This window comes from Pseudoalteromonas rubra (genome assembly GCF_001482385.1).
GTDB classification, from domain to species: Bacteria; Pseudomonadota; Gammaproteobacteria; order Enterobacterales; family Alteromonadaceae; genus Pseudoalteromonas; species Pseudoalteromonas ardens.
This window is the reverse complement of sequence record NZ_CP013611.1, coordinates 4022379-4046726: the sequence shown is the minus strand read 5'-3', so window position 1 is coordinate 4046726 and position 24348 is coordinate 4022379. Positions and strand designations below refer to the sequence as shown.

Annotated in this window: 18 protein-coding genes; 13 read left to right on the top strand and 5 right to left on the bottom strand. The window is 49.5% G+C overall.

The window, feature by feature from the left end; genetic code table 11:
* Nucleotides 1-22 precede the first annotated feature (22 nt).
* From AT705_RS17390 to AT705_RS17380, 3 genes are all read right to left on the bottom strand, one after another.
* Nucleotides 23-925 (bottom strand): GGDEF domain-containing response regulator, encoded by a 903-nt coding sequence (locus tag AT705_RS17390; RefSeq protein ID WP_058797532.1) that lies wholly within the window; start codon nt 923-925, stop codon nt 23-25.
* A gap of 4 nt (nt 926-929) precedes the next feature.
* On the bottom strand, nt 930-4634 hold the full coding sequence (locus AT705_RS17385) for a PAS domain-containing hybrid sensor histidine kinase/response regulator (protein WP_058797531.1): 3705 nt from the start codon (nt 4632-4634) through the stop codon (nt 930-932).
* 116 nt (nt 4635-4750) lie between these two features.
* On the bottom strand, nt 4751-6151 hold the full coding sequence (locus AT705_RS17380; RefSeq protein WP_058797530.1) for a PhoH family protein: 1401 nt from the start codon (nt 6149-6151) through the stop codon (nt 4751-4753).
* 386 nt (nt 6152-6537) lie between these two features.
* Here AT705_RS17380 and rapA point away from each other — a divergent pair, with 386 nt between their 5' ends.
* The 5 genes from rapA to AT705_RS17355 all read left to right on the top strand — a co-directional run bounded on the left by rapA (nt 6538) and on the right by AT705_RS17355 (nt 10970).
* Nucleotides 6538-9432: an RNA polymerase-associated protein RapA gene (rapA, locus tag AT705_RS17375; protein ID WP_058798042.1), complete on the top strand. Its 2895-nt coding sequence runs from the start codon at nt 6538-6540 to the stop codon at nt 9430-9432.
* A 172-nt stretch (nt 9433-9604) separates the two neighbouring features.
* Nucleotides 9605-9913 (top strand): helix-turn-helix transcriptional regulator, encoded by a 309-nt coding sequence (locus tag AT705_RS17370; RefSeq protein ID WP_237113745.1) that lies wholly within the window; start codon nt 9605-9607, stop codon nt 9911-9913.
* Between the two features lie 2 nt (nt 9914-9915).
* Nucleotides 9916-10443 carry a hypothetical protein gene (locus tag AT705_RS17365; RefSeq protein ID WP_058797528.1) on the top strand — a complete coding sequence of 176 codons (528 nt, stop codon included), beginning with the start codon at nt 9916-9918 and terminating at the stop codon, nt 10441-10443.
* Nucleotides 10433-10669 carry a hypothetical protein gene (locus tag AT705_RS17360; protein WP_058797527.1) on the top strand — a complete coding sequence of 79 codons (237 nt, stop codon included), beginning with the start codon at nt 10433-10435 and terminating at the stop codon, nt 10667-10669. Before AT705_RS17365 ends, AT705_RS17360 begins: the two co-directional genes overlap by 11 nt.
* Before the next feature lie 94 nt (nt 10670-10763).
* Nucleotides 10764-10970: a hypothetical protein gene (locus AT705_RS17355; protein ID WP_058797526.1), complete on the top strand. Its 207-nt coding sequence runs from the start codon at nt 10764-10766 to the stop codon at nt 10968-10970.
* A gap of 996 nt (nt 10971-11966) precedes the next feature.
* Here the strand turns inward: AT705_RS17355 and AT705_RS25330 are convergent.
* The gene (locus AT705_RS25330) at nt 11967-12125 is read right to left on the bottom strand and encodes a hypothetical protein (protein ID WP_155946265.1); all 159 of its coding nucleotides are present in this window, start codon (nt 12123-12125) and stop codon (nt 11967-11969) included.
* A 308-nt stretch (nt 12126-12433) separates the two neighbouring features.
* Here AT705_RS25330 and AT705_RS17345 point away from each other — a divergent pair, with 308 nt between their 5' ends.
* The 6 genes from AT705_RS17345 (at nt 12434) to AT705_RS17320 (ending at nt 21227) form a co-directional block, all read left to right on the top strand.
* Nucleotides 12434-14731, top strand: coding sequence for a cytochrome c peroxidase (locus AT705_RS17345; protein ID WP_058797525.1), 2298 nt, complete (start codon nt 12434-12436; stop codon nt 14729-14731).
* 213 nt (nt 14732-14944) lie between these two features.
* A complete protein-coding gene (locus AT705_RS17340; RefSeq protein WP_058797524.1) occupies nt 14945-15871 on the top strand; it encodes an efflux RND transporter periplasmic adaptor subunit in 927 nt (308 codons plus the stop codon).
* On the top strand, nt 15872-16138 hold the full coding sequence (locus tag AT705_RS17335; protein ID WP_058797523.1) for a hypothetical protein: 267 nt from the start codon (nt 15872-15874) through the stop codon (nt 16136-16138).
* The gene (locus tag AT705_RS17330) at nt 16131-19274 is read left to right on the top strand and encodes an efflux RND transporter permease subunit (RefSeq protein ID WP_058797522.1); all 3144 of its coding nucleotides are present in this window, start codon (nt 16131-16133) and stop codon (nt 19272-19274) included. Before AT705_RS17335 ends, AT705_RS17330 begins: the two co-directional genes overlap by 8 nt.
* Nucleotides 19252-19932 carry a response regulator transcription factor gene (locus AT705_RS17325; RefSeq protein WP_058797521.1) on the top strand — a complete coding sequence of 227 codons (681 nt, stop codon included), beginning with the start codon at nt 19252-19254 and terminating at the stop codon, nt 19930-19932. Before AT705_RS17330 ends, AT705_RS17325 begins: the two co-directional genes overlap by 23 nt.
* Nucleotides 19932-21227, top strand: coding sequence for a sensor histidine kinase (locus AT705_RS17320; protein WP_058797520.1), 1296 nt, complete (start codon nt 19932-19934; stop codon nt 21225-21227). The genes AT705_RS17325 and AT705_RS17320 overlap by 1 nt, the downstream gene beginning before the upstream one ends.
* Nucleotides 21228-21340: 113 nt before the next feature.
* On the opposite strand, the gene AT705_RS17315 is transcribed toward AT705_RS17320, so the two are convergent.
* Complete coding sequence (locus AT705_RS17315) at nt 21341-21643, bottom strand: hypothetical protein (RefSeq protein WP_058797519.1); 303 nt, start codon at nt 21641-21643, stop codon at nt 21341-21343.
* Nucleotides 21644-21864: 221 nt separating this feature from the next.
* On the opposite strand from AT705_RS17315, the gene AT705_RS17310 reads away from it, so the two are divergent.
* Together AT705_RS17310 and AT705_RS17305 are read left to right on the top strand one after the other, a co-directional pair.
* Entirely contained in the window at nt 21865-22443 is a 579-nt protein-coding gene (locus AT705_RS17310; protein ID WP_058797518.1) for a nucleotidyltransferase family protein, read from the top strand.
* Nucleotides 22444-22692: 249 nt separating this feature from the next.
* Nucleotides 22693-23838, top strand: a complete 1146-nt coding sequence (locus tag AT705_RS17305) for an acyltransferase family protein (RefSeq protein ID WP_058797517.1) — start codon at nt 22693-22695, stop codon at nt 23836-23838.
* Nucleotides 23839-24348: the final 510 nt, after the last annotated feature.

Sequence of the window (24348 nt, the reverse complement as noted above, 5' to 3'; positions counted from 1 at the left end):
AGTGCAACTTAGCACTGAACCTTTACACCACACTCAACACCGCTTTTTGTTGCCGTTCGCGTGCATCATTCAGGGCCGTGGCAGCCAAGTCCAGCGGATCCCGGTGTGCTCGGGCAAAATCAGCTTTGGTATAACAAATGCCCGCACTCACTGTTACATGGGCACAAGTCGGCGATTCAGGGTGCCGAATCGCTAAGGCTGCAACCGCCATATGAATGGCCTCGGCCACTTCCTGAGCTTCAACTTCACTGATATCTTGCAGCAACGCCACAAAACGTCCGCCATCATAGCGAGCCGTAAATCCATCCATATTATTGATGATACCCGCCACTACCTGGGCAATTTTATATAGGCATTCATCGCCTCGGGCATGACCGAATAACTTGTTGTAACGCTCAAAATGATCAACACCCAATACAAACACTGCCAGCGGCCGAACCCCCGAAGCACATTGCCGCCAGAACATTGCCAAAGTTTTATCCAGTGCCCGCCTGTTTGGTAATGATGTCATGCCATCAACTAGGGCCTGCTCACTAAGCTGATCATTACGCTGCTTAATGGCCAGATGAATTTTTATCCTCGCTTTAACAATATTGGGGTTAAACGGCTTGGTAATATAGTCGACCGCGCCCTGTTGCAGGCTTTGTGCTTCATCCAAAAAACTGGCGCTTGCGGAGATCACTATCACAGGCAATTGCGCTGTTTCGGGGTTCGCCTTTAACGTTTGCAAAAACACCTCTGCCCTATCACCGAGCTGCTGATTGTCCATAATGATCAGGTCCACGCAAGTGCTGTTCAGCTCTTCCTGCGCCTGCTCAGGTGACGAACTCAGTGTCACCAGGTAGGTTTCTTCGAGGGTATTTTGTAGCACCACCCGGTTGAGTGGATCCGGATCTAGAACCAGAATATGGGCCGATTTGTGCATTTTCTTATCCTTTTAGCCAAAACGAAATAAAACACAAAGTTTGTTCTGCTGCTGCCAGCAACTGCGTTTGATCACATGGTAATTGATCAGGTGCATCTTCATTTGCTTGCTTCGCAGCGGCTTCACATATGCGCGCCTGAGCCGCTAATCGGTGTAATCCTAACCCTGCTGCTGACCCTTTGATGGTGTGAGCCAGACTAAATAGCTCAGCTGCGCTCAGCGCTTTGTGTAAAGATGCGATGTATTCCTCACCAAGCTTAGCAAACTTTTCCAGCATGGTACGTACCAGCGCTTCATTGCCCATCATTTGTGACAAAGCAAACGGATAATCAAATACCGTATCGTTATCTGGCACGTAGTCCTGAAGCGCCGCACACAGATCGACCGGGGCCACAGGCTTAACTAAAAAGCCATTTAATCCAGTTGCCATAGCCTGCTGCTTTTCCTGCTCATGGGCATTGGCGGTTAAGGCAACAATAGGCAAACTTTGTTGATCAAACTGACTGCGCAATTGTCGGCTGGCTTCATAGCCATCAATGTTAGGCATGTACAAATCCATCAACACCACATCCGGGCGCAGCTTCTGACAAATCGCAACGATATTTTCAGCACTACTCAGTGCGACCACAGTGGCACCGCGTTGTTCCAATACCGTCCTGCTGATATCCAAATTAACTGGATTGTCATCCACCACAATACACAACAAAGGCGATAAGATGCAGGTATTCGGTGACGCGGCTTTTGGTACTTCCAATGTGCAGGTACTCAGGCTCTGGTAGAACACCGGCTGAGCTAGTCTGATCGCCTCAGAGTCAGCGGGCAACAACTGTGAAAATGCTCCTGTGTCAGGCACCAACCACTTTGCGTTCAACCCAGGCTCCGACTGACTCAGTGCACGGACGTGGGCAGGGTCATTAGACGCCAGGTAATGAACCGGGCTCGACTGACTGAGCGCACTCAAATCAGCCAGGCTGCCCTGGTGAACCCCCTGGTGGGCCAGATAAGGCAAAGGGGCCTGTCCATCCAAAATCAAAAATAGCGATTTGCGGCTTTGCTCATCAGATAACGCCGCACGCTCTAATCGCAGGGTAAACTCAAATCGACTGCCGACGTCGGGCTTACTCGTTAACGACACTTCGCCGCCCAGTAACTGGATCACCTGTTTCACAATAGCCAGACCAAGCCCAATGCCTTCATGAGGGCGAGAGCTGCTTTCATTTCCCTGAGTAAACGCATCGAATAAACGTGCCTGATCCTGTTCACTGATCCCTGGGCCAGTATCCCAGACACAAAACTGGATAGTCTGCTCAGGTGCCTGTACGCCTGGTTGCAAAGACAGGCTCAGGCCTACCTTGCCATACTCTGTGAACTTGACCGCGTTGCCCAGCAGGTTCATTAATACCAGCTTGATACGTGCTTCATCACCAATCAACCTCGGCCAGATAAAAGGGTCTACCTCTATCTCGAACTCAAGTTGCCTGGCACTGCTCAGTGGTGCGATCAGGCCACTCAGGCTGGAGATCAGATCAACCAGACAAAATGGCTGGTTGTTGGGTTTACCCTGCCCGCTTTCCAGCCGGGCAAAATTAAGAATGTCATTCAGCATGGTCAGCAACTGCTGCGCGGCGCTTTCGATTTGCTCAAGCTTTTGTTGTTCTTTCTGGCTATTCAGCTCAGGCTTGAGAATACTCACCATCCCCAAAATGGCATTAATAGGCGTGCGGATCTCATGGCTGATATTAGCAATAAAGCGGCTTTTGGCATGATTAGCACGCTCTGCATCCAACCGGGCACGCACCAGTGCAGTCACATTTTGTACATGGATAACAAAGTACTTGGGGTTCTTTTGTTTGTCCCAGACCAGAGAGACACTCAGGTGTAGCCAGCGTTTGGGGTCTTGCTGAGCCAGACTCAGTTCACTGGCCCCCTGTCGTTCCTGTAAGCAATGATCCAGCACATCATTCAACGCCTCAACATCAGCGTCTTCAAACACGCTGTACAAACTACTGCCAACATCAACGCGCACAAATAACTTACGTGCCGTCCGGTTAAGTTCCAGCACGAGTCGGTCAATAGACAGTAAAATCACTCCATTGGGCGCATACTCGATGGCAGCTTTAAAGTTCTGCTCGGACGCCCGTAACGCTGTCAAAGCCTGTTGCTGCTCACTGATATCCCGTGCTACCCCCAAAGTCCCGATACGTTTACGCAGATCGTTGTACAAAGGCGAAACGGTAATCAGATAACTACTTCCCTCCAGCATCAGGGTATCGGTAAGGCTTTGTCCCTGAACATTCATGGTTTGCTCAAGATCCAGTAAAGCCTGGTGACGCTCTGTCACTTCCAGGTGTTCACGCGCAACCAGGCCGGCCTGAGCGACTCCCATAAATCGCTCAAACGCCTCATTGCAGCCAATAAATGAACCATCTATATTTTTGTAGTAAACCAAATCAGGCACCGAGTTCAGGACCGTTTTAAGTAATGCCGCCTGGCGTTCCTTGGCCTCTAAACTACGCGACAGGGCTTTCTTCTGTCGCTGTACTTGCTCATCCAGTTTGATATTACTTTCCTGCAACTGTTGTAATGCATGCCGCTTCTGTGTCACAACCTGTTTTATTTCTCTGAACCATGGTTGCCAGTCTCTCGGAACAGCATAATTCATCGTCGCTTCCGGGGTGTGCTCCTGATAAGTCAGATATCTGACAAAATGCTTGAGGGGTCGGATAAATACTTGCGCGTTAAGCCAAACGTAAGCGACAAAGGTAAAGACAATAAATATGATCAAAAACCCCAGTTCCAGTATCACCTCATATCGCGCCGGTGCAGAAAAACGGGCTTCATCCTGAACAAACCGTAAGGTAAAAGGCTGTCCGGTCGGACGATAGTTAAAGCGAACGCCACCCTCCCAGGGCAGCTTAGCATTGCGCACCAGGCTGTCGTCCAGATCCTGATAGCCTTTGCTGGAAGCCAATATGACACCCGGCTGCGTGCCTTTCAGTGCTAGTGTTCCTCCACCAAAGGTCATTTGCTGCAGTCGGCTGGCAAGTTTTTCAACATCATAAATCAGCAGGATCTGTGATTGTGAGCCACTGGTCAAACGCTGCCCCAGTGCAAAGTAGTACTTACCAAATACCCGGGTAGGCATGCTGGTGGCCGTGATCCCCTGACTGAATTGTGGTGTGAAGCGTGATTCAACAATGGCCGTTAACAGGTTGCTCTGGCTGGTATCACGCCGTTTGACAAAGGCAAAGCCGTTTTCCTGAATAAATACCACCGCTTCGAGCTCATCAATTAGGGCAAGCGCGGTATTGAAACTGGGGCCCAAAGCCATAATCTGCTGCCATTGAGCTATCAGCTGTGGCGTTGGCACAAAACGACCCAGCCCCACAACCTCTCCCCCATTATCTGGTAACTGACGATAAAAATAACCTGCCTGCTGACGAATATTCTGCTGCCACAGTGCATCGAGCTGATAGCGGATAGGTTCGGCCAGACTATTGCGAACACTGGTGATAACCGTTTGCGCAGCCAGTGTTTCTTGCTCAACTTGTCCGGCAAGCACGAAAAATTGGGCCTGATACACTTGATACTGGCGCTCTAGCTTAATCTGATACAGATGAAAGCACAGCACCACAGCCAGCAACATGGGCACCAGCAAGGCAATACTGATCGCCTTACGATAGTTCTTAAGAGGGAGAAATTCCGGCACGCAATGGCTCGACGTTAGTTCCTTGTTTTAGCAAGAGTAACGAGCACATGCCAATCTTTCAAGTGAGTTAGAAAGCCAGGATAAGAAATAAGCGGACCGCAAGGATCCGCCTGGTGTTACAAGTTTTGCTCGGCAAATGACGCGAGGCGACTTCTCACCACGCCATTAAGATTAATGGTGGCAGAGCCTTCAAAATCTTTGAAGCGCTCAACAATATAAGTCAGCCCTGAAGTCACAGGGGTCAGATAATTACTGTCTATCTGCGCCAGGTTACCGGTACAAATAAGTTTAGTGCCCTCACCACAGCGCGTGATAATGGTTTTTAACTGAGAGGCTGTGAGGTTCTGGCTCTCGTCCAAAATCACCACCGCATTTTGGATACTGCGTCCACGCATAAAGTTGACCGACTTAAACTGGATGTTGGCCTTTTCCATAATATAGTTACGGCTCGAAATGGGGCTCTCGTCGTGTTTGTGTAATACCTCCAGCGTATCCGTGATTGCCGCCAGCCAAGGGGCCATTTTTTCTTCTTCCGTGCCCGGTAAAAAGCCAATGCTTTCTGCAATTTCCGGGGTGTTACGAGTTACAATCACCTTATCGTATACACCTTTCTCTATGATCATTTCCAGCGCACTGGCCAGCGCCAGTAAGGTTTTACCGCAACCAGCCGGGCCTGTCAGGATCACCAACTCGATATTTGGATCCAGCAACGCATCCAGCGCCATACCCTGATAGACATTTTTAGGCGCTACGCCCCAGGCCTGTTGATGCATCAGGCGCTCAACGCTAATGTCTTTTAGTGTTACGTGCTCTGTATCATAGCCCACCACCCGGGCAGCAAAGTGCTCCCCATCATCTATCAGGTATTCATTGACAAAGACTTCCGGCATTAGTTTCGCGGGCACCTGATGCAAGGTGTAACGGCCCTGCTGCTCTGTCTGGCACTCACCCACATTGGCCCAGAAGTCCCCGGTAAACTTATTATACCCCGAGGTCAGCAGGTTAATGTCATCAATGAGCTGGTCAGTGCGGTAATCCTCTACAAATTTGAGTCCGGCCCCTTTGGCCTTAAGGCGCATATTAATGTCTTTGGTGACTAGCACCACTTTTTTATCTGAGTATTGTTTCTGTAATTGAATGGCGCAGTTAATAATTCGGTGGTCATTTTCGTTACCCGGTAAACCAGAGATGCTGTCCGGATACAAGTGATCGTTAATCACGATGAGCTTACCGCTGCTCGCGGGTTTATGCGTATCGCGCTGCACTTTGGGCAAGGAAACCCCCTCCAGCATTTGCTCTGGCGAGGCGTTACGCAACACGTCATCAAGGCTGCGAATGGCCACCCTGGCATCGCTGCTGACGTCGCGTTTTCTGTCTTTTATGTGGTCCAGCTCTTCCAGAACTGTCATGGGGATTACTACGTCGTGTTCCTGAAATGAAAAGAAAGCGAGGGGTTCGTGAAGAAGTACGTTGGTATCTAACACATACATTTTACGGTCGAGGTCATCATTTCCCATAGTGCGTTCCTATTTAGTGAAAACTACTACTGAACAAAGACTTGGTCGCCAAGCAAGCCAATGCTCTTACCCTAAGTTTAGTCTATTTGTCACAAAAGTCGTTTTTATGACAGCGGCATGAACCACCAGCGATGACAACGCACCATAAATCCGTCAATTTTCACCACGTAAGCTATGCTTATTTTTCGTCGTGAGGACGTAAACACTGTGGCCAGAAATAACGCCAAACAGGACAACAAGTAGCCCAGGCTCCTGTGTTCGCTCAGGTCAATAGCATAATGTGAAAAAAATCACAGTTTATGTACGTTTATCGTTGTCTCACAACCTTGAACAAGGCGGTGCTTCTCGGTACCATGGCCGCCTTTTTTCCGCGAGACGAGACAAGCATGAATTTTTCCTTAGGTCAGCGCTGGATCAGTGATACTGAGTCAGATTTAGGATTGGGCACCATAGTGGCATTGGAAGGTCGCCAGGTGACCATATTGTTTCCTGCCAGTGGTGAAAACCGCGTGTATTCTGTACAGGAAGCCCCGGTTACCCGCGTGATTTTTAATCCCGGCGATGTGATCCGCTGTGTTGACGAATGGGAAATGCGTGTTGAAAAAGTTGAAGAACAAGGCGACTTGCTGTGTTACCACGGCGAACGTATCGATAACGAAGAACCAGTCACATTAAAAGAAACCTTTTTGGATCACTTCATTAAGTTTAATAAGCCTCAGGACCGCTTATTTGCAGGTCAGGTTGATCGATTTGACCGTTACACGCTGCGCTATCAAACCTGGCAACATCAGTTCAATCGCCAGCAGTCTCATTTAAAAGGCCTCATTGGTCAGCGTGCCAGCCTGATCCCTCACCAGCTTTATATAGCCGATGAAGTAGGCAAACGTTTCGCGCCCAGAGTTTTACTGTCGGACGAAGTTGGTTTAGGTAAAACCATTGAAGCCGGCATGATCCTACATCAGCAAATTCTGATGGGCCGTGCCAGCCGTGTACTGATCGTCGTGCCTGAAAGCCTGCAACATCAGTGGCTGGTTGAAATGCTGCGCCGCTTCAACTTGCACTTCTCTATTTTTGATGAAGACCGCTGTGACGAAGCCTTTGCGGATTCACCAAACGTATTTGAAACCGAGCAATTGGTGTTGGTGAGCCTGGAATTTATCACCAAGAAACGCCGCTGGTTTGAGCAGGCAACGTTAGCAGACTGGGATCTGTTGGTTGTTGATGAAGCGCACCACCTGACGATAGAAAAAGACAAACCAAGCACCGAGTACCAACGCATTGCTGAGCTAAGCCAGGACATTGCTGGTTTGATCCTGCTGACCGCCACACCAGATCAACTTGGCCATCGCAGCCACTTTGCTCGTCTGCAATTGCTTGACCCTGATAGATTTTACGATTACGACGCTTTTGTGGAAGAAGAAAGCCATTATAAAGAAGTCGCCGATGCCGCCAATAAACTGCTACAAGACGCCGCGCTGGACGACAAAGCCAAAGCAACCCTGACCGAGCTGTTAAAAGAAACCGACATCACCGATCTGCTTAGCCAGGTTGAACAGGGAGAGGAGTCGGCCAAACAAACGCTGCTAAACAACCTGCTTGACCGCCATGGCACAGGCCGTATTTTATTCCGCAACAGCCGCAGTGGTATTGACGGCTACCCTAGCCGTATATTGCATGCCTGTCCTGTTGAGATGCCAAAGCAGTACAAAACCGCTATTTCTGTCATGGGTAACCTGGGCGGTATTCAAAGTGCAGATAAAAGTGCTCTGCGAGCTCTGTTCCCGGAAAAAATCTTCCAGGAGTTTGAAGGCGAAAGCGCCAGCTGGACCCAGTTCGACCCGCGTGTTGCCTGGCTGATCGATAAGCTCAAGGAGCTTAAACAGCAAAAGGTGCTACTGATCTGTGCTGAAGCACAAACCGCCATCAGCCTGGAGCAAACCCTGCGTGAACGCGAAGGCATTAAGTCAGCCGTATTCCATGAAGGGATGTCTATCTTAGAGCGTGACCGCGCTGCGGCGTACTTTGCCGATGAATATGATTCTGCCCAGGTACTGCTGTGTTCAGAAATTGGCTCAGAAGGGCGTAACTTCCAGTTTGCCCACCACCTGGTACTGTTCGATTTGCCGCTGAACCCGGATCTGCTGGAACAACGTATTGGTCGTCTGGATCGTATTGGTCAGCAGCAGGATGTGAATATTCATGTGCCTTACTTTGCTAATACTGCCCAGGAAGTACTGCTACGCTGGTATGACGAAGCACTGGATGCGTTCGAAACCACCAGCACCACTGGCCAGTTGCTTTACAAAGAATTCTCTGAAGATTTACTCGAACTGGTTGCCGCACACAACTGTGACGAAGAAGAACTAGACCCGTTACTTGAGCAGGTTGCCAAACAGAACACTGTGCTACGCGCCAAAATGGAGCAAGGTCGCGACCGTCTGCTGGAACTGCATTCAAGCGGTATGGGCAAAGCCGATGGCATTGTTGAAGAAATTGAGGCGCTGGACGACGACGTTGTCTTACCCACTTACATGATCAATGTGTTCGACATCTTTGGAGTAAACCAGGAAGACAAAGGTGAAAACACCATTATCCTGAAGCCAACCGAGCACATGCTCAACCCGTCTTTCCCAAGCCTGAAAGACGACGGCATCACAGTAACGTTTGACCGTGCTACTTCACTTTCACAGGAAGATGCTCAGTTTATCAGCTGGGATCACCCTATGGTGGAAGGCGTGATGGACATGATCTGTGACGACGACTTTGGTTGTGCCTCAGTTGCCCTGCTGAAGAACAACAAACTGCCGGTAGGTACTTTCTTTGTTGAGCTGATCTTTGTGGCCGAAACGTCGGCGCCGAAATCACTGCAAATTGGCCGTTTCATGCCACCCACACCGATCCGGGTGCTAATGGATAAAAGCGGTAACGATCTGGCACAAAACGTGGCATTTGATGCCTTTAACAACCAGCTCTCTGCCGTTGGTCGTCAGACCGCCAGTAAACTGGCCAATGCACTGCAATCGGGTATTCACCCGCTGATCAGCAAAGCCGAAGAGCAGGCCAAAGCACAGATGGCTGACCTGCAACAGGCTGCACAAGCACAGATGGAAACCCGCCTGAGTGACGAGCAGGCCCGCTTGCAGGCACTGAAAGCGGTTAACCCGAATATCCGCGACGAAGAAATTCAGGTATTCGATAAACAACGCAGTGCACTTAGCGAGCACATCAGCAAAGCTCAGGTCAAACTGGACGCCATTCGCCTGATTGTAGTAGCGCACTAATCTATGCTTCTCGCAGGGCACGACCGTGCCCTGTTCTTCCTTCCCCCTCCATCCCGTTAACCAAAAAGATACAATTGACACAAAATTAACCGACTGTTACATTCCCCGAATCTATCCGTCTGTTACTTTCGATTCCGATTTGCATGCCTGTCAGGGAGGCGCGGTCACAATAATGAAGAACAACTCAAACCTAAGGAAAGACAAGGTTAATAAGTTCAGAGACCAGGTCAGGGTGTCTCTGCGCAGAGTGCGCCTTGAGATGGATCTGTCTCAGCAGGGGCTGGCAAAAAAGCTGGGGGTCGATCAGAGCACCATCAGCAACTGGGAATCCGGCCGCACCGATTTAACCCATGTACAAATGTTTGAAATTATGCTGATATGCGGTAAAGATATCTTTGCTGCCTATCTTGGCTTTCTGCCCGAAAGGGATAGCACATCATCACAAGAAGAACAAAAGGACAGTATTAAAAAGCAGGATTAACCATGGATATTTATACCTTTGTTACATACATGCAGCTGCCAATTATGCTGTTTGCACTGATTAAAACCTGGCGATACGAGTGTGCCAGATGGTTCTTGATTACCTTTGCCTCTGTGGAGCTGCTCGATGAGTTAATGGCCCCAATAGTATTAACCTGGCATACCCATTTTTATATTTGGTGTGTGGCTATGAACCTAGCTTTTTTACTGACGATTATTTATCGTAAACCACTTGCAGATTGGTTATATCAAAAATCAGGGTTCGAGTATTTTTATCGAGTTTCTGAGAACCATTATTTCTCTCTGCAAGAAGGGGCGTTCTTCTTTTTGCTGACCATTTCAATAATCATAAATAGCATTACCTACATTGAAGTACTGCTTTACTCAGAGTTCATTATTAACAATGCCTACATCAAGCTATATGTAAGGGATTTTGTGAGTACCGCACTGCACATTTTGATGTCTCTAGCGCTGCTGACTTATGCAGCCAAAACCCCGATAAGAGAAAGGAATTTAAGTTATGAAAAGTAAAATCATTCCAAAACACCTTTTAATAAGAGTAATGGGTTGTATTGGTGGCCCTGCAGGCAGTCCTGGCCTGCCACCTCGGCTAATTGATCCGAATAAAACAAAAAAAGATGAGATAGTGAGCAATTGTGAGGTTCCACATCACTTAACAAAAGCCATTAAAGGTGGAGCTGGTGGCCCTGCTAACAGCCCTAGCCTGCCACCTCGTAAAGCAGTCACTAAAGACTGAGAAAATTACAATGGATAAGCTGCACACAAGCACATTTATGAATATATCCATAGATGTAATCAGCCAATCAAGTTGATTAAAAAGGAATGATCAAATGAACACACGTACCATTCCAAGCGGCCTGCTGAGCATTATCTCCGCAGGCATTGGGGGCACAATCATAAGTCGCGACTTACCACCGCAATTGTTGGGTGCTGGTAGCCCAGACTTGCCCAAAAGGCGCTCGGGTGGTGGCGCTGGCAGCCCAGACTTACCACCAAGGATTTACGGCGCTGAAAGCCCTGATTTACCACCTAAGTGATAGGTCAGACGATCTTGAACTACAGGCTAAGTTCAATTTTTTGAGTGCACTTATGAATATATCCATAGGTGCACTTTCCCCTCAGATCACAGCGATGTACGAACACCTACCTAAATGTGCACAGCAACTTTAGACAAACAAATGGCTCACACAATTGCAGTGCAAACACGATACATTCGGACTACTAAGAACCAAATACCTCGCATGTCAGCAAAGGCAGAGCTCGGCCCTTGCGGGTTCACTCTTCAGAATGCGTATTGTCCGCTAACAGGCCCATTAGCATGGTTGGGGATGTAGGAACCAGCCCAATCTTCAAACCAAATGGCTTAAAAGCTTTGTTTAACACTTCCGTTTTATAATTCCCTCGGTCATTTTCTATATCTAAGAGTGTTTTGCGAGAGATGCTTACTAAGTTTGCGTAAACCTCCTGCTTCAAGCCCACTACATTAATAAGCAACTCCTTCAGTGCCTGCCCCTGAGCCAGCTTACCAAATAACAAACGTCTGCAGGGTCACTTCTTCCATATTAAGGTTCCACTGATCAACTAATGTACAGAAGTTTACTCATAATATGGTATATCTGAAATTAACGAGTAAATGGACACACATAAATATAGAAAGCTCAAGATAATGCGTAGGCTCCTACCCATTAATGACACTTCTGTACAGCTGTAACAGCAATGGTAATCTGAAGATAGCTCGGGTCATTACCAGAATTACAGGTTATGCGCGTTGGCCAGCTGAGCGGCACGTTGATACATAAACAGATACTTGCCTTTATATGGAAGGTATAACCCGGGTCACGCCTTAAGCTGATGTTACCAATTGTGCTCTTAAAGATGGAATGAAGATGGATCTCTTCGCAATAAAAGGAATTGCTACGCTGCGTTCAGACACAAAGCAGGCCAGTAAACTGGCCTACGATCAACAACATTGTCTAGCAAGAAACTAAAGATATAACCGCCCAGGTCACCCCGAGTCGATCATAAATTAGCGATTAAGCGCACTGCCAGGTTTGTGGGCACTGCATGGTTTTCAGACACATCAGCGTGTCCAGGTTAGTACCACCTGCAACCTGTGGGGTTTGCTGTGGATTGAGTTTAGCAGATGAGGTGTTAAGGTTCTTAACGGTCTTTTTGCTTAGTTTAAGTAACATCTTAATTTCCTTTGGTTAGTTACAAAAATCGCGGTAACAATATCAGGTTTTAATATCCCTAAAAAGCCTAAATTAAAGAAATATTTATTTAAATCAACTGGAGATTAATAAATAATCTTTCGTTAAAAAACATTTATTAAAATAGCTCATGTTTTGATCAGACCATTTTTTCATACGCATTATTACTAATTTGGGAATTTTTACTCCCATTTCCACTTTAACCTTTACTTAACCCTATACACGTTAATTTGACCTTTGAATCGGCTTCGTCCGCCCCCAAAAGCAACTGTAGCGAAAGGAAGATCAACATGATAAAGGTTAAAACGAGTGCATTTGCACTGCTGATGGGCAGTGCGTTTAGCACTTGCGCACTGCCCATACCCGATAATTTAGACCAGGCACTCACAGAGTTAATTATTCAGCATGGCCTGACTGGCAAGCCGGCTAGCGGATTTGACTTACCCGGTGTCGATGACCCTGAGGTTAAACTGGGCAAACTGCTGTTTTTCACCAAGGCACTGAGTGGTGACAAGCAAGTGGCTTGCGCCAGCTGCCATCACCCCTACCTGGGTGGCGGCGATGGCCTCTCCCTGCCCGTCGGTACCCTGGCACAAGATCCGGATGTACTCGGGCCGGGCCGTAAAACCACCACAGGACAATTCTACGTGCCACGCAACTCCCCCAGTATCTTCAATGCCTGGGTGCATAAACGCAGCCTGTTTCGTGATGCCCGGGTGGAGTTTCTGGACTGGCTAAACCCTGAGCAGGGGATCAGTACACCGGATGTCCCTTATGGTGAAGCCGATCCAAATGCGGGCGACTCGCTGTTAGCAGCGCAAGCACGCTTTCCGGTGGTCACCCCCTCAGAAATGCAAGGCTTTGAGTTTATGAAAGGCGCGCCTAATGATGCCGTCAGAGCCCATCTGGCTGCGCGAATAGGCAACTATGGCAATGCCCAGGGCGAGTTATTTCGCAATCAGTGGCGGGATTATTTCGCAGCGGTATATGGTGATAAAAGCGCTGAAGAGATTGTCACTTTTGATAATATCACCCGTGCGCTGGCAGCCTACCAGCAATCAATGAATATGACGGATAATCCCTGGAACAGATACGTGCAGGGAGATAAAACCGCACTGACAACGTCACAAAAACGCGGTGCCTTTTTATATCTTTACATGCCGCCGCCCCCGTCTGATGGCGGTAGTGAACCCGATTTTTTGCCAACCCAGTGCATTGGCTGCCACAACACCGACAGCTTTAGCCAGACCAAAGGCACTAATTATCACAGGCTGGCCTTCCCACAAATAGGTCCCGGCATTGGTGAAGCCGGTGATGAAAGCAATGATCGTGGCCGAACCCTGCGCAATCAGAACCTGGCTGACATCTATAGCTTTCGCTCCACCACTTTGCTGAACGTCGAAGTCACCGGCCCTTACGGTCATGCAGGCAATTACGATACGCTGGAAGAAGTGATTGAGCATTACGATGACTACCATGCCATATTAGAAGACTACATAGACAACCAGGGCTGGTGCAAACAACCTCAGTTTAAAGACATCAAAAACTGTGTCGACTTATTCCCTGATACCCGTCAGCATACCGATGCCGCCGCTAAAATCATCGATGATGAAATCACCGATGGTGCACCGGTACTGCGTAAATTAGAACTCAGTACCCAGGAAAAAGCCGATTTAGTCAACTTTATGAAAGCACTGACCGACCCCTGTGTTAAACAGGCAGATTGCCTTGCCGCCTGGTTGCCACAACCTCATGAAGGTGACCCCGACGGCTTGCAACTGTACGCCAAAAATTATCAGGGCGTGCCATTGTACTTACCCGCGGATTGCGCTCAGGGTGATACTGCGGTCACAGGCAGCCGCTTAATGCTGGACCAGGGAGAATGTATCTCAGGGAAAGCCCATTACTTTTATGTCGATGTGGCACAAGACAATACCACTTTGTATTTCAGCAGCCGCAGTGGCACAGGGCAACCGCGCTTGTTTTATAATGCCTACCAATGGGCAGATCCGCAAAATGCACAAGCTACGTCCCGCGGCACCGGCACTGAGCAGGTACTCAAAGTCACGGTGAACCGGGGTCGTCATTTCGTCTCAGTGTTAGACCCAAATGGCTACCAGGAGCTGTCTGTTGCAGCAGGCGTCGACAGTGCCTTACGAGAACCCGGTGAGCTGCCACGGGACATCGTCAATGCCTGTATTGAGGGCTTGCCAAGTGGTTATACTGAACTCTTATCAGGCAAAGCCCAGTGCGCCGCCCCCGGTGACAGTTACTTTTTTATTAAAGTGACGGACCCGGGCAGTACACTCGAAATCCGCACCCGACACGGTGACGGTAACAGTGATCTGTTTGCTGGTACATTCTGGCCCGGCCGGGACATGTATACCTTTGCCTCACGTCGCGCAGACAACAGCGAATTTCTCAGAATAGATAGCCCAGTGCCTGGCTGGTACTACTTTCTGGTCTCAGGGGATGGCCAGAATGAGGGCGTCAGCATTCAGGTCGATGTCATCGAGGCTGATGGCACGTCGCGCGAAAAAAGAAGCCGCAAGCCAAACCGGGCAGACAACGCAACTTTGCCCAACTGATATCCAATACCAATCGGCTCACATAAGCGAGCTGGTATTCGCTGTGATATCGCCTCCCAAGCCGCAGTCCTAGCTGCGGCTTTTTTGTGAAGCCCGGTCATTACCCACATCACCCGGTGTACTTAACCCGCCTTTAACCATTCACTCACTACACTGGCGAATACGTTTCGCCCGCACAGAACATCAACGGGTATATCATTCAGAGAGTTCACCATGACGTTACTCAATAATCGTTTACTCATCACACAGCTGGCCTTTTGTGGCCTGTGTGCTGGCATTGTCTTTGCGATCCCTTCTCTGGGGGGCGCCGACACGAAAGTCTCGCCGGCCACAGAGCCCTCTCAGGGTACAAGCGCACTTGTTACACCACCTCAGGTCACAATCACGCCCGTAAAAACGGCCAGCTACACCCACATCATTACTGGTCACGGTACCGTAAGCGCCTCGCATACACTGACGCTCACTAGCGAAATTGGCGGCCGGGTGACCCAGCTCCACCCAGACTTTAAACAGGGAGAACGGCTGTCGGCGGGCACCGTACTGGCACGGCTGGATGACACACAGCTTCAGCAAACGCTGGCGAACGCCGAAGTCTCACTGGCACAGGCTACGCTCGATGCGGAAGCAGAAAAGCTCCAGAGCGACCCAAATAAGATGCAGTGGCGACAACTGGCCAGCACTGACAGCCACAATGTATTGCAGCCGCTACGTGCGCCACAGCAACAAGTTGTCGCCGCTCAGCTGAGCCTGGCCGAAGCACAGTTGAATAGCGCACGATATAACCTGGCAGCCAGTCAGTTCACCCTGCCCTTTGATGCCACCATAGTAAAGCGTTCAGTTCAGCCTGGCAGTTATGTGCAACCGGGTAGCGCCATTGCCACACTTTACAGTACCGCACAGGCCGAAATCACGATTGAACTCAGTACCGAGCAATGGCAGCATTTGCCCGCAGAGTCGATGCCAGAAGGTGGCTGGCATGTCGCACTCAGTGATACAACCCATGTCGGTGGGCAAACTCAATGGCATGGGCGGGTATCACGCCTGAGCCAGTATATTGATCCGCAATCGCGCCAGCGTCTGGCAATAGTCACCGTCGATAAGCCACTGGATCAAACCCAGCCACTGTACTTTGGCAGTTAAGTGCAGGCTCAGATACAGGGGATTAAGCAAGATGACTTGTGGCGTGTTCCCGCCTCAGCCCTGTCACAACAAAACCTCATCTGGTATGTCGACAAAGAAAACCGCTTGGCGCACTTTACCCCGCAGATCCAGTTTCGCCAGCACGGTGACCTGTATATTAATGCCCCCACAGACTTACACCAGGCCAATATCGTCGTACGTCCTTTAAGTGCCTATCTCGATGGCATGCAAGTTACCCCTATTCAACAGGAGCACAGCCATGACTGAGCGTTTTTCCCTGATAGCCTGGTTTGCTAAAAACCCGGTGGCAGCCAACCTGCTCATGCTAGCGGTGATCTTACTCGGACTGAGCAGTGCCGGTAGTTTGCGCAAGGAGGGCTTCCCACAACAGGAGCCGGATACCATACAGATCAGTGTCGCTTACCCCAGTGGCAGTGCCGCCCAGGCCGAGCAAGGCATTGCCGTTGCAATTGAAAATGCGCTGGAGTCTGTGAAAGGGATAAAACGCATCACCACCACGGCCAGTGCCAGCAGCGTGCAGGTACTGGTAGAAAAGACCGCGCAACACGATCTGGATACCTTGCAAAGAGAGGTAAAAAACCAGGTGGATGCCATCTACAATCTGCCGCAGGATGCTGAGCAGCCCGTGATCACCACCGCACAGCGGGAGCAAGAGGTGATCCGGGTGCAATTATTTGGCGCCCTGTCTGCTCAGACACTACAAACCCTTGGGAGCCAGCTTGCGGATGACTTACTGGCTCAGCCTAATATCGCGACACTCAGTCAGCCGGATCACCGCGACCCATTGGTGGCCATTGAAATAGACGAAGCCCGCCTGCAAGCCTATCAGCTTAGTTTCAGCGAGGTCGCCGAAGCCATCAATCAATATTCCGGCACGGCACTGACCACCAGCCTGCGTAACCCCGATAAAGTGCTGCGCCTGAAAGCCGCCGAGCAGGCGCTTTATGCCGCCGACTTTGCGTCGATTGTCGTGGCAACCTCACAAACAGGCAAAAGCATTCGACTCAGCGATGTGGCCACACTGCAAGATACTTTTGCAGACGACAGTTTTCACCTGGCTCGGTTTAATGGCCATCCCACTTACGGCATCACTATCGTTATGGACGAATACGGCGACATGAGCAATAGTGTGGCGCAAGCCAAAGCCGTCGTAGCCAGATGGCAAAGCAAATTACCCGAAGGGGCCTCACTGATCACCTGGTATGACAATTCGACACTGATCACGGAGCGCCTGAGTCTGCTGAGCCTGAACGCGCTGAGCGGCATTGCCTTGGTGTTTATGGTATTGGCACTGTTTCTAAATCTGAAAGTCGCCTTCTGGGTCGCCGCGGGCCTGCCCTTTGTGTTCTTCGGCAGCCTCTATTTTATGACCGAACCCTACACCGGCATGACACTCAATGAAATGACTACCTTTGGCTTTATTATGGCGCTGGGTATCGTCGTGGATGATGCCGTGGTAGTGGGTGAAAGCATTTATTCAACCCGACAACGCTTTGGCGACACGCTCAGCAACACCATCAAAGGCACGCAGCTGGTCGCCGTCCCCACCTTGTTTGGCGTATTAACCACCGTGGCAGCCTTTGCCGCGCTGGCCAATATCTCCGGCGGGCTAGGTGTGCTGTATGCTCAGTTTGGTACTGTGGTTACCTTATGCCTGTTGCTGTCGGTAGTAGAGTCTAAATTGATCTTACCGGCACACCTGGCCCACATTAACACCCAGCAAATACATCGACCAAACCGCCTCACCGTACTCTGGCATAGTGTGCAGCAAAGCGCAGATGCGCTGCTTACTGGCTTTAATCAACGCTTTTATCGGCCTTCTTTGGAACGCATTATGCACTTTCGTTACGCCGTACTGATGGGGTTTCTTGCGCTGTTTTTTCTGACTGCCAGTCTGATCACTCAGGGAGTTGTCAGGGTCGGCTTTTTCCCCGAACTGCCCGCCGATACCATCACTGCCACCATGACTCTTTACAACGACGCCAGCTTTGGCCAGACCGCCCGCAATCTGGATCAGCTTGAGGCACAGCTATATCAGGCCGAGCAGCAATTGCTGGATGAGCAAAACCTCAGCCACATCACCAGCGTGTCGGTCAGCGCAACTGGCGATCAAAGCGGCACACTCAATGTGGAGCTGGCTGGCACCCAGCCCTATACCCTGAGCGAACTGGCGAAACGCTGGAGGACTCTGGCGGGCACCCCGGAAGCCAGCAAAACCTTGCATATTCAGGCACAACTGGCGCGCGTTTCCAATTTTAAGGTGGAGTTAAAAAGTAGCAGCAACGACACGTTAGAGGGTGCCGAAGCAAACCTGCAACAGGCATTGCGTGAGATAAATGGCGTACACAGCATCGACAGCTCTCTGGCACCCGGCGAAGCCACTATGCACTTTGAAGTCACCGAAGAAGGCGAAATGCGCGGGTTTACCACTCAATTGCTGGCACGCCAGCTACTACAAGCTTTTGGTGGTGAGGTCGTACAACGTTATATGCGGGACAAAGACGAAGTGAAAGTGCGAGTGCGTTATCCACTGGCTGAGCGCAGCGAGCAGGCTGATGTGCTTGCAGCCAGAGTGCGTGCCCCGGACGGACGGACCGTGCCGCTTGGCAACGTCGCAAACGTTACCTATACCAGCGAAGTACAGTCCATTACCCGGATCAACGGCGTCAGAGCAGTAACGGTCTCCGCTGCGGTGAATAAAGCCCTGCTGACGCCCACCGAGCTGGTGGCCAGGCTCAAACACAACGTGGTACCTGGATTGCGTGCTCAGTACCCGGATCTGAACCTACATTTTGCCGGGGAAGCCGAGCACCAAAAAGAAGCCACCGACTCGATGAGCTCCGCCTATTTGTTGGCGCTACTGGCTATCTATGCACTGCTGGCTATCCCACTGAAATCATATTGGCAGCCACTGATCATCATGTCGGTTATTCCGTTTGGCTTTGTAGGCGCGATTTTAGGTCACTGGGGCTTAGGTTTAACGCTCAGTATTCTATCCTTAAATGGCATACTGGCGCTCAGCGGCGTGGTGATCAACGACAGCCTTCTGCTAGTCAGCCAGTTTAATCGCCATCGCCGTGAGGGGAAAACCATGCACAATGCGTTACTTGAAGCCTGCACCGGCCGTCTGCGTGCAATCTTGCTGACGTCACTGACCACCTTTGCCGGGCTATACCCGATTTTGGGTGAAACCTCTCAGCAGGCGCAATTTTTGATACCCGCAGCGGCCTCCCTCGGTTACGGAATTTTGTTTGCCACGGCCATTACGTTGTTTTTAATCCCGGTATTGCTGCTGATCAGCGACGATATCTCAGCCCAGCTGAGCCGGTTCCGCCCCACTCGTACGGAGTATGTACCTCATGATCAACGTCATTTTAGTTGAGGATGACCTGGCGCTGGCCGGGAACATCATTGATTACTTTGAGCTGGAAAACATTATCTGCGACCACGCAGCCAACGGCATTGCCGCGCTCAATCTGATCCGCGACAATCCGTATCAGGTGATCATTCTGGATTTGAACCTGCCGCGCATGGATGGCTTACAGATCTGTCAGACACTGCGCGACGAGGGCAATGATACCTCGGTGATTATGCTTACAGCGCGGGATCAGCTCGAAGACAAACTGGCAGGTTTTGCCACCGGCTGTGATGACTACCTGGTCAAACCCTTTGCCATGGCCGAGCTGGTGGTGCGAGTCAGAACCTTAGCCAAACGTAAAAGTGGTGAAGTTAAACGACTGGAACTGGCTGAATTACACCTGGACCTGGATAACCGGGAAGCCACTTACCAGGGCGCCCCGCTCAAACTCAGCCCGACAGGCATGATCATCCTCGAAACCCTGCTGCGTGCTTATCCAAACATGGTGACGAGACAGGTGCTATTACAGGCCGTTTGGGGTGATGAACAACCCGACAGTAATGCACTTAAGGTACATATTCATCACCTGCGTAAAGCGCTCTCAGTGTGCGACCCGATGCTCACCCTCAATGCCATCCCGAGACAAGGGTTTAAACTCCATTGCCATAAGGAACGCGTTTAATGGCCCCCATACATATGAGCCTGCGCCGCTATATTGTTGCTGCCCTGCTGGTACTAGCCACCTTGGTGATCAGTTTGTTGTCCATACTGTGGACCAACAGCTTTTTTACCGGACTCGATGACATGATGAAAGGCACTATGCTGAATGTCGCCCAGGCGCACCACCCGCAACCCGGTCAACCAGTATGGGCACACAACTTTGTGGTGGCCAGACATTGGCAAGATTTACCCCAGACCATTCGTGCCACCTTTTCGCGTCAGGAACTTGAAACGAATGCGTTATATAAACAGGTAACCCGGGATAATATGCTCTCCCGCCCCAGTGAAGCCCGCTTTGTACTGTATTTCGAAAAGCCGGATGGTCAGTCTGGCTTTGTTGCTCACCATTTTACCGCGCCCAAAATGCCACCTAAAACCTGGTTTCAGGGACCGGAAATATTAGGGGTGCTATTTGCGCTGGGCACCCTCGCGTTGTTTGCCGCCGTGCTGGTGATATTAATGCGTACCGTCACCCGACCTGTGGCAAAGCTACATGACTGGGCTGCCGGGTTGGATCATCATACGCTCGGCGACCCCCCTCCGGTATTTCGCTACCATGAGCTGACCACGCTGGCCGAACTGATCCAGCAAAGCCTGCAACAGGTCAAGCACAGTCTTGATCGGGAGCAGGAGTTTGTCAGCTATGCCAGCCACGAGCTGCGTACCCCCATTGCAGTGATCCGCAGCAGCGTGGAGCTGTTGCATCGCCTTGGCGACACGCCTGATGACAAAAATAAAAAAGCACTGATGCGCATCGATCACGCCAGCCAGGCGATGGTGGCACTCACAGAGACTCTGCTGTGGCTAAGTCGAAAAGGACAACCTCTGAGAGATTTAAAAGCAATCAGGCTGGCTGACCTGATAGACGCTCAACTGGAAGATCTGGCTTACCTTAAGCAGAGAAAACACATTGATGTGGCTATACACAGTGATGACTACCAGTGTGAATTGTCACAATCCGGCGCAACCATCGTCATTGGTAATCTGCTCAGAAATGCCTTACATCACACTCATCATGGCACGATTTCAATCACACAAACACAGCATATTATAGAGATTGAAAATCGTGAACATAACGATGAGCACACTAAAACCGGGCAAGGCCCGGATCAGGAGGAGGAACTCAACAATGGATCGGGCTATGGGCTGGGTCTGGATTTAGCACGCAAACTGTGCGACGAGCTGCAATGGCAACTTAACATTAACCATGACGCCAGGCGCTTTTGTGTGACTTTAGTGTTGTCGCCGCGCTACTAAGCTGCCTGAAAAAGTTATCTACAAAGAAGCGTGCCGCACATCACAAGGGACGGCACACAATTGCACAAAATTGTCCGGGCGTTCCGGCGCGCGTTACCTGCCAGCCGCGTGCTTTAACTTTGTTTCAGTTTGTCCCGGCGTAATTTTAGCAGCCAGGAGGATTTATTCTTCTCTGCATCATAGAACACAGAGATAGTAAAAAAGAACATCAAAAACAGAATAATGTGGGCAGCCAGGCTGATGCCAAAGACAATCATACTGCCGATGTAGGTTGCAAAGGTGAAGCTCCACATACAGGCTAAAACAGTCATAATGTGAAAGCGGCTCACAGGGTCCGGAATATGCCGAAGCGGGTTTCTGGTGGAGTCAAAGATATAGGTGTAGGCGTCATATATTTTGAGTGCGAACTGTTTCATATCTACCTCACAGTTTGATATTAGTTCACTCTATAATACGAGAGGCACAGCACTTTGGATCTTAAGGCTGATAGCACCTCACGCTTCACCGCGTCTTTTCGCTTAAAGGTATACATCACTCAAACCAACCAGCTAGACTGTCTGAACCCATAAGACAGATGCCTGACTCCACTGAGCTATGTGCATGTAATTTATATTTTTATAGAACAAATGGAGAGCCAATGGACTGCTGCAACCAACGCTTATATGAGACACCAGAGATTAAGATCACCTCGCTTATTCAACAAGATAAACTCAGAGTCGAAGCGCTCAATTTGGTGGCGCAGTTAGATTTACCGCAATGCTATATCGCAGCCGGCTTTGTTCGTAACTTAGTCTGGGACGCACTGCACGAATTCAAGCATTCCACACCATTACATGATGTAGACGTAATATACTTCGACCCTGTTGAGTCTGATCCCTATGCTTATCAAAAGTACGAAGCACAACTCACCAAGTGCATGCCCTGGCTTAACTGGCAGGTACGTAATCAGGCGAAAATGCATGAGTATAATGGGGATCCCGCTTATCACAGCACCCTGGATGCGATGCATCACTGGCCAGAAAAAGAAACAGCTGTGGCAGTCAGACAGGTCGCACCGAGCACATACGAATGTATCTCAGCTTTTGGATTTGACTCTCTGTTCAGCCTCTTTATTACCCACAACCCAAAAAGGTCGAGGGCAATTTTTGACAGACGCGTACATTCAAAACAATGGCTAAACAAATGGCCAGCGCTAAAACTAACGGCATCAAACTAGCACGGTTGCATTTCACTATAGATACGAAACAACGCCACACGATAAAGCACCAAGTTATTAGAGCTACATGACTTCACCCTCACTACCCGCGAGCAAAGCCCGCCAAGACACACTTACTGCATTGAGCCTTTTAGGTATTCATAATATGCTAAACCCTGCACCAGCCCAACGCAGCTTCAGAGCATGATAATAAGTACTAAAATGGGCAGTCGATAGCTGGGAAATTCACGTCATAAAGGATTAATCAACATGGACAAATCTCGTTACTCAGAATTAGACTGGCTGAGAGTCTTATTAATTTTTGCGGTTTTTTTGCATCATGTGTTTATGCCATTTAACGGAGATGGCTGGCACGTTATGAACCATGAATCAAGTAAGGTTCTCGATGATATCATGGTGTATTTTGAGCAAGTCAGACTGCACACCTTATTCTTCATCGCGGGGGCAGGTTCGGTATTGCTGCTTAATAAAGTATCAACAGGCGCCTTCCTGACCACCAAACTGCATCGCTTACTTATCCCGCTGATCTTCGCAATGATGGTTGTCGTACCACCCCAGGCTTACTTCGAAAACATCACTGAATATCACAATTTAGCAGACGCATATCGTAGCCTAATGTTTGCTTTTAATGCCAACCACCTGTGGTTTATCGAGTTTCTGTTTATCTTTATGCTGCTGGCTGTGCCGGTTAATTTGGCGCTCGGAGCATCATCTGGCCGCGCGCTACTCAGCGCACTGGAACGCATCGCGGAACATAAACATGGCCTGTTCTTGCTGGGATTAGGTGTCATTGGGGTGCGGCTGTGCCTTAAAACCGTTATGCTTTCACAAGACCCAAGCTTATTCAACCTGTCAGTCTCACTGTTCTTCTTGCTATTTTTTCTAGCTGGTATGTGCTTTATAAAAAGCCCTAAAATTTGGTTCGCTCTGGAACATAACCGCGCCACTAATTTTAAGTGGTTGCTCTTTAGCTCGGTCACATTCTATGCCTGGTACTACAGACCTGACATTAGCGAATATGCGTCGGTAGAAATGCGCTGGCAACTCTGGTGGCTGATCAGTGCACTCGTTTCCTGGTCAGGCTTATTAACCCTCATCGGTTATGCCAGTGCTTGGTGCAAAAAAACGCCCAACTGGCTACGCCTGACCAATGAGTTGATTTACCCCTTTTATATTGTGCATCAAACCGTAATTGTGGCGTTCGCATTTTACATTGTGCAGTGGGACGCGGGTATTGCCGTCAAATCATTGAGCCTGTTGTTTTCGTCGCTCATCATTTGCGGTGCCATTTGTTGTTTTTTCATCAGGCCTTTTAACCTCACGCGTTACCTGTTTGGCCTAAAAACGACGCAATCAAAGCTCCCTGAAGGCGCGAGATTGTCTGAGGAAAAATGACTTTAACGTGAACAGATGTATGGCGGATACATACCTGAGCTTTAATTATGGCACTCGTGACTAACATAATTTGGGCTATCACCCCTTTTGTTCTGATAGCCCTACTAATATACCTATTCAGAGCTTCAACCTGGTTATCACCTAAAGTGCTCTTGGGCGCTGCAATAGGGTTGAGCCTACTCGGCATTACTTTTTCTCCCGGTGCTTTATGCATCGATACTTGCAACCGTTATTTTGCCAGTCTTACGACTGCGTTGTTGCTCAACAGTACCCTGCTTTGTGTGTTTTTACTCACAAAGTTCCTTCGTTATCGAGCAAACAATGCCTAAAACGGGCTTTGTCACCGTAGTCGCTTTACAAGCATCATCGTTCTCAACTACCAGTCATGCCAACAACTGAATTGAAAATCACATTCTCCGCCCAAAGCCCTTAGCTCAGGTTGCTACACATTAAAGACTTCTCAAAAGTGCCACACTAGCGTGATTACAATCCTGAAATCCCTCTCCCCGA

Coding starts and splice junctions, on each gene's coding strand:
- rapA (WP_058798042.1), top strand. CDS start 6,538: ATGAATTTTTCCTTAGGTCAGCGCTGGATCAGTGATACTGAGTCAGAT.
- AT705_RS17330 (WP_058797522.1), top strand. CDS start 16,131: ATGACTGAGCGTTTTTCCCTGATAGCCTGGTTTGCTAAAAACCCGGTG.
- AT705_RS17390 (WP_058797532.1), bottom strand. CDS start 925: ATGCACAAATCGGCCCATATTCTGGTTCTAGATCCGGATCCACTCAAC.
- AT705_RS17305 (WP_058797517.1), top strand. CDS start 22,693: ATGGACAAATCTCGTTACTCAGAATTAGACTGGCTGAGAGTCTTATTA.
- AT705_RS17380 (WP_058797530.1), bottom strand. CDS start 6,151: ATGGGAAATGATGACCTCGACCGTAAAATGTATGTGTTAGATACCAAC.
- AT705_RS17365 (WP_058797528.1), top strand. CDS start 9,916: ATGGATATTTATACCTTTGTTACATACATGCAGCTGCCAATTATGCTG.
- AT705_RS17315 (WP_058797519.1), bottom strand. CDS start 21,643: ATGAAACAGTTCGCACTCAAAATATATGACGCCTACACCTATATCTTT.
- AT705_RS17355 (WP_058797526.1), top strand. CDS start 10,764: ATGAACACACGTACCATTCCAAGCGGCCTGCTGAGCATTATCTCCGCA.
- AT705_RS17325 (WP_058797521.1), top strand. CDS start 19,252: ATGATCAACGTCATTTTAGTTGAGGATGACCTGGCGCTGGCCGGGAAC.
- AT705_RS17360 (WP_058797527.1), top strand. CDS start 10,433: ATGAAAAGTAAAATCATTCCAAAACACCTTTTAATAAGAGTAATGGGT.
- AT705_RS17340 (WP_058797524.1), top strand. CDS start 14,945: ATGACGTTACTCAATAATCGTTTACTCATCACACAGCTGGCCTTTTGT.
- AT705_RS17370 (WP_237113745.1), top strand. CDS start 9,605: ATGAAGAACAACTCAAACCTAAGGAAAGACAAGGTTAATAAGTTCAGA.
- AT705_RS17310 (WP_058797518.1), top strand. CDS start 21,865: ATGGACTGCTGCAACCAACGCTTATATGAGACACCAGAGATTAAGATC.
- AT705_RS17345 (WP_058797525.1), top strand. CDS start 12,434: ATGATAAAGGTTAAAACGAGTGCATTTGCACTGCTGATGGGCAGTGCG.
- AT705_RS25330 (WP_155946265.1), bottom strand. CDS start 12,125: ATGTTACTTAAACTAAGCAAAAAGACCGTTAAGAACCTTAACACCTCA.
- AT705_RS17320 (WP_058797520.1), top strand. CDS start 19,932: ATGGCCCCCATACATATGAGCCTGCGCCGCTATATTGTTGCTGCCCTG.